Annotated in this window: 9 protein-coding genes and 1 tRNA gene; 6 read left to right on the top strand and 4 right to left on the bottom strand. The window is 35.8% G+C overall.

Annotated elements, in window-relative coordinates; all coding sequences use genetic code 11:
* Positions 1 to 166: 166 nt before the first annotated feature.
* Complete coding sequence (locus D1818_RS17600; protein ID WP_118460273.1) at positions 167 to 1,054, top strand: T9SS type A sorting domain-containing protein; 888 nt, start codon at positions 167 to 169, stop codon at positions 1,052 to 1,054.
* Between the two features lie 148 nt (positions 1,055 to 1,202).
* Complete coding sequence (locus D1818_RS17595; protein WP_162897286.1) at positions 1,203 to 4,196, top strand: immunoglobulin-like domain-containing protein; 2,994 nt, start codon at positions 1,203 to 1,205, stop codon at positions 4,194 to 4,196.
* 782 nt (positions 4,197 to 4,978) lie between these two features.
* Here the strand turns inward: D1818_RS17595 and D1818_RS17590 are convergent.
* A tRNA-Met gene (locus D1818_RS17590) sits at positions 4,979 to 5,051 on the bottom strand.
* Between the two features lie 381 nt (positions 5,052 to 5,432).
* Here D1818_RS17590 and leuC point away from each other — a divergent pair.
* The 4 genes from leuC (at position 5,433) to leuB (ending at position 10,388) form a co-directional block, all read left to right on the top strand.
* Positions 5,433 to 6,845 (top strand): 3-isopropylmalate dehydratase large subunit, encoded by a 1,413-nt coding sequence (gene leuC / locus D1818_RS17585; protein ID WP_118460271.1) that lies wholly within the window; start codon positions 5,433 to 5,435, stop codon positions 6,843 to 6,845.
* Positions 6,846 to 6,924: 79 nt separating this feature from the next.
* Positions 6,925 to 7,521 carry a 3-isopropylmalate dehydratase small subunit gene (leuD, locus tag D1818_RS17580; protein ID WP_118460270.1) on the top strand — a complete coding sequence of 199 codons (597 nt, stop codon included), beginning with the start codon at positions 6,925 to 6,927 and terminating at the stop codon, positions 7,519 to 7,521.
* A 178-nt stretch (positions 7,522 to 7,699) separates the two neighbouring features.
* The gene (locus D1818_RS17575) at positions 7,700 to 9,223 is read left to right on the top strand and encodes an alpha-isopropylmalate synthase regulatory domain-containing protein (RefSeq protein ID WP_118460269.1); all 1,524 of its coding nucleotides are present in this window, start codon (positions 7,700 to 7,702) and stop codon (positions 9,221 to 9,223) included.
* A 106-nt stretch (positions 9,224 to 9,329) separates the two neighbouring features.
* Entirely contained in the window at positions 9,330 to 10,388 is a 1,059-nt protein-coding gene (gene leuB, locus D1818_RS17570; RefSeq protein WP_118460268.1) for a 3-isopropylmalate dehydrogenase, read from the top strand.
* Positions 10,389 to 10,448: 60 nt separating this feature from the next.
* On the opposite strand, the gene D1818_RS17565 is transcribed toward leuB, so the two are convergent.
* Genes D1818_RS17565 through D1818_RS17555 form a run of 3 tightly spaced genes read right to left on the bottom strand, consistent with a single transcriptional unit; the run spans position 10,449 to position 15,158 of the window.
* The gene (locus D1818_RS17565) at positions 10,449 to 10,631 is read right to left on the bottom strand and encodes a CPXCG motif-containing cysteine-rich protein (protein ID WP_118460267.1); all 183 of its coding nucleotides are present in this window, start codon (positions 10,629 to 10,631) and stop codon (positions 10,449 to 10,451) included.
* Positions 10,632 to 10,636: 5 nt separating this feature from the next.
* Positions 10,637 to 11,962 carry a TolC family protein gene (locus D1818_RS17560; protein ID WP_118460266.1) on the bottom strand — a complete coding sequence of 442 codons (1,326 nt, stop codon included), beginning with the start codon at positions 11,960 to 11,962 and terminating at the stop codon, positions 10,637 to 10,639.
* On the bottom strand, positions 11,946 to 15,158 hold the full coding sequence (locus D1818_RS17555; RefSeq protein WP_118460265.1) for an efflux RND transporter permease subunit: 3,213 nt from the start codon (positions 15,156 to 15,158) through the stop codon (positions 11,946 to 11,948). The genes D1818_RS17560 and D1818_RS17555 overlap by 17 nt, the downstream gene beginning before the upstream one ends.
* Positions 15,159 to 15,160: the final 2 nt, after the last annotated feature.

The raw sequence follows: 15,160 nt of genomic DNA, 5'->3' as shown, positions 1-15,160 counted from the left end.
CACATATTAATAAAATCACCTGTAAAACAAGGGGATACGAGCTTGCACCCCAATATGCACCCCTTGTTTTATTGGTTTGTCAAATCATCATATGTACTATTGCATTGAAGTTTATATGAATAAAAAAAGCATATACATACTTTATAAACCCCTTAATATATAACCTATGAAATTAACAAATAACGTATATAAAAAACAGATTACATTGATACTATCTGTTTTCACCATCTTGGTCACTAGTGCTCAAGATATTCACTTTACTTTTGCTAATGTTCAAAACACAATTGATAATGGTGAATATTATTATGAAGCTGATATTATGATCGAAAGTTCTGAAGCTTTCAAATTAGGATCTGGACAAATTTATCTAACCTACAATCCTGAGGCATTTGGAACTAATATTTCCAGAAATAATCGAATAGCATATACATCTGAATCTGGTTATATCCTAGGGGAAAATTATATACTTCCTGCATATCAAGGTTTTATTCAAAACGATAATACTGATAATCGTATATCGTTTACCTTTCAACAAGGAGTTAGTGCTGAATCCATTACCAAAGAAAATGTTACCACTATTGCTAAACCTCTATTGCATATAAAATTAAAGTATATAGATGCTACAAAAGATCCATTGGTTGCTTTTGAGGAAGGATCAGTTTTTCAGGATCAGTTTTTTACTGCATGCGGAAGTATGCTTAAGACAGGTGCCAAGGCAGGGTTTCCCGATTGCGCTAACTTACCTGGTATAAAATTGGTTCATGATACGTATGATTCTAGTGGTGCTTCCTTGCAAATCCTAAGTATTGAAGAGCAAGATGTTACAGCAGTTAGTTTGTATCCAAATCCAGCACAACAATATTTCTTAATACAAGGACTGGGCAATATTGAAACTGATATTTATATTACGGATATCAATGGCAAATTGGTACAAATGCTACCTAGCCATCCATTACAGAACACCATTAATATTTCACAACTACAAACTGGTGTATACTTTGTAAAAATAGACACTCAAAACTCTCAGAAAAGTTACAAGTTAATCAAAGAATAACAAAGAGATAACGCAGGCAACATAGTATCCTTTTATTAGCTGCAGTACTCCGCTTTACCCTTTCCCCATAGCGCAGCTAATAGGGATCTGTTTGCCCAAATTTTAAGCAATTTTCAAAATAGCTAGAACATATTAAACCTATAAAATGATGAAAAAAATTACCTTTTTGATTATATGTTTCCTTCTTACCGCTGTGGTTAGTGCGCAGGACATAACATTTACCTTTCAGAATGCCAGAAACACCAATGACGGAACAGATGATTTTTATGAAGCTGATGTTTATATCGAATCTTCTACTGATTTCAAGCTAGGATCCGGACAAATTTATTTCACCTACAATATCGCTGCTTTTGGTGAAAACATAGATGGCAGTGGAAATTTTGAATACTTACAGCCTGATGGCGCTATCTTAGCAGAAACCTATAGCAGTTTCCCAGCTTACTCGTCTTTTATCGCTAATGACAATACAAATTCTAGAGTGTCTACTTCCTTTCAACAAGGACTAAGTAGTGGTACCATTACTGCAAATAATGTAACCAGTACTGCTAAACATTTATTCAGTATAAAAATTAAGTATGAAGATATCAATGAAGAACCAACAGTTGCTTTCGAAACTGGTACTGTATTTTTAGATCAGTTCTTTACCGCTTGTGGTCCTGCAACTTTTGGATTGCCCGATTGTACAAACAACCCAGGTGTACAAATTACCAATGATACCTTTGATTCTTCTGAAGCTACTCCTGATACTACCTCACCGGTAATTTCTTTAAATGGAGACGCTACTGTTACAGTAGAGGCTGCAACTACCTATGCTGATTCAGGAGCTACTGCATTAGATGATAGAAATGGAGATATTACAGCAGCTATTGTTACGGCAAACCCAGTAAACACTTCTATTCCTGGAGTATACACGGTTACCTATAACGTAAATGATGCTGCTGGAAATGATGCAGTAGAAGTAACTAGAGAAGTAACTGTAGTAGATACAACTGTTCCTGTAATTAGTTTAACAGGAGATGCGGCAGTGACTGTCGAAGCAGGAAGCACCTACGCTGATGCTGGAGCTACAGCAAGCGATTCTTTGGATGGAGACATCACTGCAGACATTGTTATAGTAAATCCAGTGAATACTGCTGTACCAGGAGTGTATACAGTAACCTATAACGTAAACGATACAGCTGGAAATGATGCGATACAAGTAGCAAGAGAAGTAACCGTTTCTGATACGACTATCCCAGTGATTAGTTTAACAGGAAATGCAGCTGTGATTGTGGAAGCAGGAACTACGTATTCCGATGCTGGAGCAACGGCAAGTGATTCTTTTGATGGTAATATCACGGCAGACATTGTAACTATAAATCCAGTGAATACTGCTGTACCAGGAGTGTATACAGTAACTTATAACGTAAGCGATGCAGCTGGAAATGATGCTGTAGAAGTTACCAGAGAAGTAACTGTTTCTGATACAACCATCCCAGTGATTAGTTTAATTGGAGATGCCGCTGTGACTGTAGAAGCAGGAACTACATATTCCGATACCGGAGCAACGGCAAGTGATTCTTTTGATGGAGATATTACTGCAGACATTGTAACAGTAAATCCAGTGAATACTGCTGTGCCAGGATTGTACACAGTAACCTATAACGTAAGTGATGCAGCTGGAAATGATGCTGTAGAAGTTACCAGAGAAGTAACTGTTTCTGATACAACCATCCCAGTGATTAGTTTAATTGGAGATGCCGCTGTGACTGTAGAAGCAGGAACTACATATTCCGATACCGGAGCAACGGCAAGTGATTCTTTTGATGGAGATATTACTGCAGACATTGTAACAGTAAATCCAGTGAATACTGCTGTGCCAGGATTGTACACAGTAACCTATAACGTAAGTGATGCAGCTGGAAATGATGCTGTAGAAGTTACCAGAGAAGTAACTGTTTCTGATACAACCATCCCAGTGATTAGTTTAATTGGAGATGCCGCTGTGACTGTAGAAGCAGGAACTACATATTCCGATACCGGAGCAACGGCAAGTGATTCTTTTGATGGAGATATTACTGCAGACATTGTAACAGTAAATCCAGTCAACACCAATGTTCCAGGTGTATATACCGTTACCTATAACGTAAGTGATGCAGCTGGAAATGATGCAATACAAGTAACAAGAGAAGTAACCGTTTCTGATACAACTATCCCTGTGATTAGTTTAACAGGAAATGCAGCTGTGATGGTGGAAGCAGGAACTACGTATTCAGATGCTGGCGCAACTGCTTCTGATTCTTTTAATGGTGATATCACGGCAGACATTGTAACTGTAAATCCAGTGAATACTGCTGTGCCAGGAGTGTATACTGTAACCTATAATGTAAGTGATGCAGCAGATAATGATGCTGTAGAAGTAACCAGAGAAGTAACAGTAGTAAATACATCTGTACCTGTAATAACACTATCAGGTAATGCCACCGTTACCGTAGAAGCTGGAACTATTTACACAGATACAGGAGCAACTGCACGTGATTCTGCAGATGGAGACATCACAACAGCAATTGTTACCGTAAATCCAGTAGACATCACTATTCCCGGAGTGTATAACATTACCTATAATGTAACGAATTCTGCAGGAAATGCTGCAACCGAAGTCACTAGACAAGTTATTGTTGTAGATACTACCTTACCAATAATTACTTTGATCGGAGATGATCCAATAGAAATAGCACAAGGAGAAATTTATATAGATGCAGGTGCAACAGCTTTTGACTCTTTGGATGGTAATATTACAGCAGATATTGTTACTGTAAATCCAGTAGACACCTCCTTAGAAGGAACCTATACGATAACTTACAATGTAATGGATACTGCAGGAAATACCGCAGCAGAAGTAACCAGAACAGTAACTGTATCTGCTCTTCTAAATATTGAAGAGAATGAAATTGAAAGTTTAGAAATATATCCAAACCCAACCTCAGATAAATTATTCATTTCGAGAGAGGTTGAAAAAGTAATTATATACACTATTACAGGACAAAAAATACTAGAAACTAATAACAATAGTATTGAAATGTCATCATACAGATCAGGGGTCTACTTAGTACATATTTTCACAAATAAAGGAAATACGGTAAAACGAATCATGAGAAGGTAATCCATCATATAATTGGCTTATGAGTACTACTTATGAAAAAGAGATACAATAACTAACCATCTGATAATCAAGGAAAAACTCAAAACAATGAAGCCAAAAAATTAAAAATTCTCAGTAGATAAAAGCTGGTTTAAACGATATAAATATGAACATAAAAAAGATCATAACAGATAGGCAAACTATTGCCTACTGGTATTTTACCGATTGATGTTGTACATCATACTACGATTATCTTTTGCTTGATTTGATAATCAAAAAAATTGCTAATTATTATATAGAGAATTAAGGGGCTTTATATCAATTACAATTAGCAATTTATGACGAAAACTGTCTGAAATCGATTTCAGGCAGTTTTTTTATGAACTTGACTGGCACAAATTGTTAATAGTAAACAAATTGAAAAGATTACTTTTTTTAAGTTAGCAAAACTAGCTAATGGACAAACAAAATTAGAAGGAACCACTTAGTATTATCTTGGTATTAAACCCTGTTCTTACTGTAAATTATGGCCAGATTAGATTATGTATAGTATACAAAAAAAGTGTTAAATCATATTAAATATAAATCAAAGGAATTCTTTTAGAAGAGAGAAATCCAAAAACATAAAGACTAGTTGTATATTTTTATGGTGTAAAAATGTAGAATTCTTCCCATTCAGACTAACCAGAATATTTACATAAACATAACAATTGATCTTGATTCCTATAAATTAATACTTTTTTGGTCACAAGAAATGTCTACAAACAAAAATAACCCCTTCAAAATGAAGAGGTTATCTGTTGTAGCGGGAACTGGACTCGAACCAGTGACCTTCGGGTTATGAGCCCGACGAGCTGCCTACTGCTCTATCCCGCGATATATAATCAGTAATTTACTTGTCTTCTAGACTTCGAGTTATGAGCTCGACAAACCACTTATTATCCCTTGCGGACGGCAAATATACAACCTTTTTTAGCTTTACAAAGCATATTTAACAAAAACTAACATTTTTTTTAAACCTGCTATTCTTACCATCTGATTTTAAATTATATACTGAAATAAAAAATAAAGGTTTTTCCTAAAATCCATATCTTTTTTATGAAATTATCTAAAATCAAAGCTAATTTTGAGATATACTTAAAACTACTCCTCTCTTTATTGTTTTATTAGTTGATATCTTCCGTAACTCGTAAATTTACCTCCTTTTTAACATTTTAATAAGAAAATGCGCAAGGCATCATAAATATAGATCATAAAATGAGTAAGACATTATTTGACAAAGTGTGGGATTCACATGTAGTACGTAACATAGAAAATGGACCTGATGTATTTTTTATTGATCGTCATTTCATTCACGAAGTGACTAGTCCTGTAGCTTTTTTAGGACTAAAGAGTCGAGGAAACACCGTTCTATACCCAGAACGTACGTTTGCTACTGCAGATCATAATACGCCGACCATCAATCAACATTTACCCGTAGAAGACCCTTTATCCGCAAACCAACTAAAAGCACTAGAAGAAAATGCTGCGGCTTGGGGAATTTCGCATTGGGGATTAGGACATCAAAAAAATGGTATCGTCCATGTAGTCGGACCGGAAAATGGTATTACGTTGCCTGGAGCAACTATTGTTTGCGGAGATTCACATACCTCTACACACGGAGCCTTTGGTGCTATTGCTTTTGGAATAGGAACTTCTGAGGTAGAAATGGTATTATCTACGCAATGTATCATGCAACCTAAGCCAAAGAAGATGCGAATTAACGTTAAGGGTGAGCTTGGTTTTGGAGTAACACCAAAAGACGTCGCATTATATATCATTTCTCAACTATCAACTTCTGGTGCTACAGGATACTTTGTAGAGTATGCTGGGGATGTATTTAGAAATATGACAATGGAAGGTCGAATGACCGTTTGTAACCTTAGTATAGAAATGGGCGCTAGGGGCGGAATGATTGCTCCAGATGAAAAAACATTCGACTATATAAAAGGTAGACCTTTAACTCCAAAAGGTGCAGCTTGGGATACAGCAATGGAATATTGGCAAACTCTAAAAACAGACGAAGATGCCGTTTTTGATAAAGAACTTACTTTTAATGGTGCCGATATAGAACCGATGATTACCTATGGTACCAATCCAGGAATGGGAATTGGCATTACTAATAATATTCCTGATGCATCCAAAGTAGAAGGTGGTGTTGCTACTTATAAAAAATCCTTAGGATATATGGATTTTAATGAAGGAGATGCGATGATTGGCAAGCCAGTAGATTATGTGTTTTTAGGAAGTTGTACAAATGGTAGAATTGAAGATTTTAGAGCCTTTGCTTCTATCGTAAAAGGAAAAAAGAAAGCAGAAAACATAACTGCTTGGTTAGTTCCAGGATCACATGAGGTAGAAGGATTAATCAAAGAAGAAGGGATCCTAGATATCATAACGGAAGCAGGGTTTACACTAAGAGAACCTGGATGTTCTGCCTGTTTGGCCATGAACGCTGATAAAATACCTGCAGGAAAGCTAGCAGTAAGTACCTCCAACAGAAATTTTGAAGGAAGACAAGGACCTGGATCAAGGACTTTACTAGCAAGCCCACTAGTAGCAGCAGCAACTGCAGTGACCGGAGTAGTGACTGATCCTAGGACATTACTTAAAGAAAAAACATTGGCATAAAAAAAATAATCCCGAATTTACAATTTTCAGGTGTATTAAACATATTGGTAAATCGTAATTCGTAATTCATACTTATAAAATGGCATACGATAAATTTAACATACTAACTTCTTCAGCAGTACCATTACCCATAGAAAATGTAGATACTGATCAGATTATTCCTGCACGTTTTCTAAAAGCAACAGAACGTAAAGGATTTGGAGATAACCTTTTTAGAGACTGGAGATATCATAATGATAATACTCCAAAAGAAGATTTTGTATTAAACAACCCAACCTACAGTGGTAAAATCCTTGTGGGTGGCAAAAATTTTGGATCTGGATCTTCTCGTGAACACGCAGCTTGGGCAGTATATGATTACGGTTTCAGATGTGTGGTTTCTAGTTTTTTTGCTGACATCTTCAGAGGAAATTGCCTTAACATTGGCGTTTTACCAGTACAGGTAAGTCCTGAATTTTTAGAAAAAATATTCAAAGCTATTGAGGCAAATCATAATACAGAAATTGAAGTAAACTTACCTCAGCAAACGATTACCATCAAAGCTTCTGGCGAGTCGGAATCCTTTGATATTAATAGCTACAAAAAAGAGAACATGTTGAACGGATATGATGATATTGATTATCTGACCAAAATGAAATCAGAAATTCAGGAATTTGCAACTACGCGTCCTTTTTAAAGATATAAATTAGAGCGTTTCCGCATAGGCGGTCAGGCTATCCGCTATATCTTTTTTACTTGTTCTCGATAGATCCCGAAGCAAGTTCGAGACACTCGAACTGACATAAAAAAGGATGTCACTTCTATCCTTAACGCAAAAGATAATAAAGCCTGTCAGGTTTTAGAAAGAAAGAAATATGAGTAAACGATCAATAGAAATCATGGATACTACACTCCGAGATGGTGAACAAACCTCTGGGATATCGTTTTCTGCTTCGGAAAAACTGACGATCGCACGTCTTCTTATCGAAGAATTGAATGTAGATCGTATCGAAGTAGCATCTGCTCGTGTATCTGAAGGTGAGTTTGAAGCAGTTAAAAATATTATTGAGTGGGCTAATGAAAATGGATATATTGATCAAGTAGAAATACTAACCTTCGTAGATGGTGGTAAATCTTTACAATGGATGAAAGACACGGGTGCCAAAGTTCAGAATCTTCTGACCAAAGGATCTCTAAATCATCTTACATATCAGTTAAAAAAAACTCCCGAACAGCATTTTGAAGACATTGCAGCTACTTTTAAACAAGCAACTCAGGAAGGAATCATCACTAATGTATATTTAGAAGACTGGAGTAATGGTATGCGCAACTCCTCTGAGTATGTATATCAATTTCTTGATTTCTTGTCAACACAACCAATAAAAAGAATTTTGTTACCTGATACCTTAGGGGTTCTTATTCCTTCTGAGGCATATACTTATTTATCCGCTTTACGAGATAAATATCCTAACTTACATTTCGACTTTCACGCACATAACGATTATGATCTAGGAGTTGCCAATGCCATCGAAGGAGTTAAAGCTGGAGTTAATGGCCTACATCTCACTATGAATGGTATGGGAGAGCGTGCCGGAAATGCTCCTCTGGCAAGTGTAGTAGCAGTGATTAACGATTATCTTCCAGAAGTTAGCATTAATGTAAAAGAATCTGCCTTGTATAAAGTTAGTAAGCTTGTAGAAACTTTTTCTGGATTTAAAATCCCTGCTAACAAACCTATAGTAGGTGACAACGTATTTACACAAACCGCTGGAATCCATGCAGATGGGGATAACAAACACAATCTGTATTTTAATGATTTGATGCCAGAACGTTTTGGACGAAAACGAAAGTATGCTTTAGGAAAAACTTCGGGTAAAGCTAATATCGAAAAAAACCTTCAGGAATTAGGATTAAAATTAAGTCCAGAAGATATTAAAAAAGTCACCCAAAAAATCATTAAACTCGGTGATAAAAAAGAAGTCGTAACTCAGGAAGATTTACCGTACATCATATCGGATGTATTAGATAGCAAATTGTATAAAGACAAGGTGAAAATTAAATCCTATGCCTTAACTCATGCAAAAGGTTTAAAACCTTCTGCAACACTAGCTATCAAAATGGATGATGAAGTCATAGAACAACACGCACAAGGTGATGGGCAATATGATGCATTTATGAATGCATTAGGTAAAGTATATCAACAAAAAGACAAGACTCTGCCTAAGCTTATTGATTATGCAGTTCGGATTCCTCCGGGAAGTAATTCTGATGCACTATGCGAAACTGTAATTACCTGGAAAACTAAGGAAAAGGAATTTGTAACCAGAGGATTAGATTCTGATCAAACGGTTTCCGCAATTAAGGCAACAGAAAAAATGCTTAACATTATTGAGTTATAAAAAGTAAATTTTTGAATTGGCAGTCTGGGCTTGTCGAAGACAATTCAAAAAAAAATAAACTTCGACAAGCTCAGTTTGATAAAACTATTGAGTATAAATAAATTATATGGAATTAAACATAGCACTACTAGCCGGAGACGGTATTGGACCGGAAGTTATAGATCAAGCTGTAAAAGTTTGCGATGCAGTTGCAAAAAAGTATGAGCATAAAATCAATTGGACCTCCGCATTAACAGGAGCTGCTGCCATTGATGCTGTAGGAGAACCTTATCCCGATGAAACTCACAAAATTTGTGTAAATGCAGATGCGGTATTATTTGGAGCAATCGGTCATCCTAGATTTGATAATGATCCTTCTGCAAAGGTTCGCCCAGAGCAGGGATTGCTGAAAATGCGTCAGAAGTTAGGGTTATTTGCCAATGTAAGGCCAACCTTCACGTTTCCTTCATTGATTGACAAATCTCCGTTAAAACAAGAACGAATAGAAGGAACCGATTTAGTTTTTCTTCGTGAATTAACAAGCGGTATTTATTTTGGGAAAAGAGGAAGAGAAGATAATGGAAACACTGCTTATGACACATGTACCTATACACGTGCAGAAGTTACTCGCTTAGCGAAAAAAGGATTCGAAATGGCGATGACGCGTAGTAAAAAACTATGCTGTGTTGATAAAGCCAATGTACTGGAATCTTCTCGTTTATGGAGAGAAACGGTACAGGCTATGGAAAAAGACTATCCAGAAGTTGAAGTAAGTTATGAATTCGTAGATGCTGTAGCAATGCGATTGGTTCAATGGCCTAATTCTTATGATGTTTTGATTACTGAGAATTTATTTGGAGACATCCTTACAGATGAGGCTTCTGTTATATCTGGATCTATGGGACTTATGCCGTCTGCATCTCTTGGAGAAAAAACAGCTTTATTCGAACCTATCCACGGATCATACCCACAAGCCGCAGGAAAAGATATTGCTAACCCATTGGCAACAGTATTATCTGCAGCCATGATGTTCGAAACTTCGTTTGGGCTTAACGAAGAAGCACAAACTATCAGAAATATTGTAGATAGATCTTTAAACGAAGGGATTGTTACCGAAGATTTAGCTGGAGAGCAAAAAGCCTACAAAACCAGTGAAGTTGGAGATTGGTTAGTTAATAATATATAAATATTTTAGACCTGACAGGTTTTGGAAACCTGTCAGGTCTTATACTAGTTGCAAAAGTAATTATTGTTCAATACTTAAGGCCTCAAAAGAAACTAGTTCCTGATCTTCGAATTTTGGCTTTACCATAATAGGGTTACAACAGACTTCACAATCTTCTACATATTCTTGATTAGAAACAGAAACATCTAATAACATGGATATCTCTTCCCAACAATAAGGACATTGAAAAAAATGTTCGAACATATAAACTAAAATTCAATATTTAACAACTGACCTGTGAGTTGTAGCAATTGCAACTCGGCTAGCTTTGCATCGTATTTAGCCAATGTCTTATTAGTTTGCGCCTGTATAAGGTTAATTTGAGCTTGTCTAAATTCTATAGAGGTAATCTGTCCCAGATTAAATCGTTCTTTGGATCGATCAAAATTGTTTTGATTAGTAAGAACATTTTGCTGTTGAATCTCATACACTTTTAAACGATTTTCATAATTCCCCAAAGCATTAGCGATGTCACGCTTTACTTCCTGTTCTATTTGTTTTTGTAAAATTTCCTGATTTTCCAACGTTATTCTAGCATTCTTGATTTGGGTAATCGTTCGTCCACCATCAAATAAATTCCAAGTAAGATTAAAAGTAGCCGAAAGACCTGTAGAGGTCAATGTGCTCAAAAATGACGCAGCGTTATTATTATTTTTATTCCAACCATAAGTTCCTGTCAGGCCAATAGTCGGTAAGTAACCAGATTTACTAACTTTTAAATCATAATCATTAATTTTTACATTACTCTTATTTCTTAAAATCCTCACATTATTTTTTATAGATTTTTCTATAAAACTATTTATTTGTAATCTACTTATAAAATTAGTTGTGGTATCCACCTTTAAATTTTTAGTCAGGTCTTGATTCATAAGTAAATTCAAATCTCGCTTAGTGTTGATAAGCTGTTGTTCTGTATTAATCAAATTAATACTGTCGTTGGCTACGTCGACCTCGGCATTTAAAACCTCTAATTTCGTATTTTGACCATACTCAAACTGATAATTAGCTCGAGTAATTCTTTCTCTTGAAATCTGTAAAGTTTCTCGTAAAATTTGATCATTTTCCGTCAACCTAGCAGTTTCAAAATAAACAGTAAAAAGCTGGAGAATCGTATTCTCTATAGTTTCACGTGTTTGTAATTCAGTTAGATTATATTGCTCTTTTAATCTTTTATAATTATAAAATCGTCCTAACCCATCGAATAATGTATAATTAAGATTTAGAGCAGCATTATAACGGTCACTTTCAGCTCCATCCAAAATGTTAGTTTCTCCGTTAGAAAACTGGGCTTCTATATTATCTTTATTATAAACAGCTGAAGCAGTACCAGTTATACTTGGCAAATACCCTGAGTTTAATATTGCTTTATTATTATTAGCGGCCTCGATATTATTGGTGGCTATTAGAATTCCGTAATTGTTTTCTAATGTCAACCGAATAGCTTCTTGTTTTGTTAGCTTTTGGGCAAAAACGTTGCCGCCAGCCATAAACAAAAGCAAGAGTAATCCTGCTATATATCTATGCTTGTAATTCATGTTCCTCTTTTTGTTCTTTTATAGCACGTTCTACTTCTTCTTTGGTAATTTTATTTCCTGTGGCCAACCACTTAGTTCCTACTTTTAGTTTATTACTAAACGATAAAAACAGTGGCAATACTAACAAGGTAAGTACTGTAGCAAATCCAATTCCGTATGCTATAGAAATTGCCATGGGGATCAAGAATTTTGCCTGACGACTTTCTTCAAAAATTAATGGTGCCAATCCTGCGATAGTAGTTAAAGAAGTTAGAAAAATTGCTCTAAAACGAGATTTTCCTGCTTCGTAAATAGCGCTGTCAAATGTCATTCCAGATCGTAGGTTACTATTAAACTTACCTATGAGCACCAATCCATCGTTTACCATAATACCAATCAGTGCAATAATCCCTAATAGTGATAATATATTGATAGGAAATCCGTGAATCCAATGTCCAAATGCAACAGCAGGAAGACTCAATGGAATAAGAAGTAAAAGCAACAATGGTTGGCTATAACTTCTAAAAGTAAATGCAATCGTAATATAAATTAAAGCTAATGCAGTGAGACCAACAGGACCTAAAGACCCAAGAAATTTTCCAGCTTCACGATTCTGACCTTCATATGAGGGTGTTACTGTAGGGTATTTAGCAATAATCTCAGGCATAATTATCGTGCGGATTTCTTCTAACACATCCGTAGAGCTGGTAGTCTCAGGGTTTTTTAAATCCGCAGAAATCTGAACCTCTCTTCTTCCATCAAGGTGATTAACTGATACATCCCCGCGTTCAATTGAATAATCAACAATCTCACTGATCGGTATCCTTTCGCCGTTTGAGGTAGAAATTCTCATATTATCGAGATCCAGAATGGAAGATCTGTTTTCTCTATCATAACGCACCCAAACACGTATCTCATCCTGACCTCTTTGGAACCGTTGCGCCTGAACTCCAAAAAACCCTCCTCTTACCTGCGACATTACGTCTTGCAAATTAAGACCTAGGGCATATGCATTTTCTTTTAGTTCTAGTCGAATCTCCTTTATACCCGCAGGATCATTATCTGCAACATCCTTCAGCCTAGAATCATTTTCCAGAACTGTTTTAAACTCTGCTTTTGCCGCTTTTAATTCTTGAATATTACTTCCTAATAACGAAACAGAAACCGGACTTCCTCCAAAATTACCACCAGATCCAAAAATTAATCGTTCAGTCCCAAAAACAGGACCCACTTTTTCTCGTATTCGGTTCGCAACCAAACCAGAGTTTACCTCATTTGGTCTTTCTTGTCCTGGTAACATATTAATACGTAGAGAAGCATTAGAAGATGAGTTTACACTTCTGATTACATTTTCGAATAACTGCTTTCCTTCATAATCTTCACCAACTAAAAATTCTTCGCTTAGCTCTTTATTAACAAGCCAAGCTTTTTCTTCTATCATAGAAATAATAGAATCTGTTATTTTTTCATTTGTACCGTTAGGCATACCAAGGTCGATAGAAATGACATCACTGGCAATACGAGGAAAAAACGCAGTTCTTACAATTCCTCCACCAACACTTCCTATTGTAAGGATCAGTATCACTATAAATATGGAAAAAGTAAAAAGTTTATTCTTTAGTGAAAAACTAAGTGTAGGACTATACACATTATCACGAAGCCATCTCATGATTTTATCTCCAAAAGTATTGACATAACGAAGCTTAGAAAACAACTTCCCTATCCCTGTTTTAGGTCTTTTATCCTCAGACTTCAAAGCTTTAGAATGCGCTAAATGAGCAGGAAGAATAATTAGTGCTTCTATCAATGACACTCCAAGAGTAAGAATTACTATTACGGATACTTCTCCAAAAAAATCACCAATACGGCCATCTAAAAATAAGAAGATCCCAAAAGCTATTATCGTAGTCAAAATTGCAGAGACTATTGGAGGAATTACCTCCATAGTTCCATCAATCGCAGCTTGGATAGGACTTTTCCCTTTTTCGTAATGCTGATAAATATTTTCGGCAATTACAATACCATCATCTACAAGAATACCGATTACAATAATCATCCCAAAGAGTGATAATACATTAATGGTTACATTAAAATATCCGGCTAATACAAACATACCTAAAAAGGCAATCGGTAATCCGAACGCTACCCAAAATGCCAAACGGGTATTTAAAAACAACGATAAGAATACCAGTACAAGTATCATCCCGATAATTGCATTTTCCGTAAGCAATTTGGTACGCTGTACTAACGTAATAGAACGATCACTAATTACATTAAGCTGGACATTATTATACTTCTGATTAAATTCCTCTATATATTCTTTGGTCTTTTCTGCTGAAGAAATCAGATCTTCTGTATTAGTACTTGTTATCTGAACATTAACAGAAAGGTTTCCATTAAAATAAGTCGCATTAGGCGATTCTGAGAAACGATCTCTAATTTCTGCAACATCTTTAAGTCTTATCGTACGCCCAGATGCATCTGCACGTATAATCAAGTTAGAAAGTTCATTCGCGTAATACGATCTGTTATTTGCACGAATAAGGTATTCTTCAGTATTGGTCTTAATAGTACCTCCCGTAGTTAATATATTGGCTCGGTTTACTGCTTGGGCCACTTCACTAAAACTAAGACTGAAGGCTAACAAATTATTTTCGTTTACCGCGATTTCGATTTCTTCATCAGGATATCCACTAATCGTAATCTGAGAGATTCCGTCTATTGCTCTAAGATCATTCTCAATCTGCCTAGCAATCTGTTTTAAAGTAACCAAAGGTATATCAGTACCACTTATAGCAAAATCTATCGTAGGTCTAATCGCTTCCTGTTTAGAGGTTACGATAGGTTCCATTCCCGTAGGAAATGAAGGCACTCTATCTACCGCATTTTTAACTTCGAGCAACATAAAGTCAATATCTTTTCCTTTTTCGATTTCGACATTGATATTTCCACTATTTTCTCTCGAAGTTGAAGTCACACGTTCTACTCCTTCCAGACCTTTAAGGTTATCTTCTACCTTCAGTATAATACCTTCTTCGATCTCTAATGGAGAAGCTCCAGGGTAGACAACACTTATATTGATATTTTTAGAATCTGTAAGTGGAAAAAACGATGACTTGAGCGAGAGTGCACCGAATATTCCAAATGCAATAAAAGCAATGACAATTACATCTACAGCAACGTGGTATCTAATAAAATAAGAAATAATCTTACGCATAA

This window comes from Aquimarina sp. BL5, assembly GCF_003443675.1.
Taxonomy (GTDB): Bacteria; Bacteroidota; Bacteroidia; order Flavobacteriales; family Flavobacteriaceae; genus Aquimarina.
Note: the sequence above shows the minus strand (reverse complement) of the source record. Positions and strands in the feature narration are given on the sequence as shown.

Excerpts from the sequence above, each read along its gene's own strand:
- D1818_RS17600 (WP_118460273.1), top strand. The coding sequence starts at position 167 with ATGAAATTAACAAATAACGTATATAAAAAACAGATTACATTGATACTA.
- D1818_RS17595 (WP_162897286.1), top strand. The coding sequence starts at position 1,203 with ATGAAAAAAATTACCTTTTTGATTATATGTTTCCTTCTTACCGCTGTG.
- leuC (WP_118460271.1), top strand. The coding sequence starts at position 5,433 with ATGAGTAAGACATTATTTGACAAAGTGTGGGATTCACATGTAGTACGT.
- leuD (WP_118460270.1), top strand. The coding sequence starts at position 6,925 with ATGGCATACGATAAATTTAACATACTAACTTCTTCAGCAGTACCATTA.
- D1818_RS17575 (WP_118460269.1), top strand. The coding sequence starts at position 7,700 with ATGAGTAAACGATCAATAGAAATCATGGATACTACACTCCGAGATGGT.
- leuB (WP_118460268.1), top strand. The coding sequence starts at position 9,330 with ATGGAATTAAACATAGCACTACTAGCCGGAGACGGTATTGGACCGGAA.
- D1818_RS17565 (WP_118460267.1), bottom strand. The coding sequence starts at position 10,631 with ATGTTCGAACATTTTTTTCAATGTCCTTATTGTTGGGAAGAGATATCC.
- D1818_RS17560 (WP_118460266.1), bottom strand. The coding sequence starts at position 11,962 with ATGAATTACAAGCATAGATATATAGCAGGATTACTCTTGCTTTTGTTT.
- D1818_RS17555 (WP_118460265.1), bottom strand. The coding sequence starts at position 15,158 with ATGCGTAAGATTATTTCTTATTTTATTAGATACCACGTTGCTGTAGAT.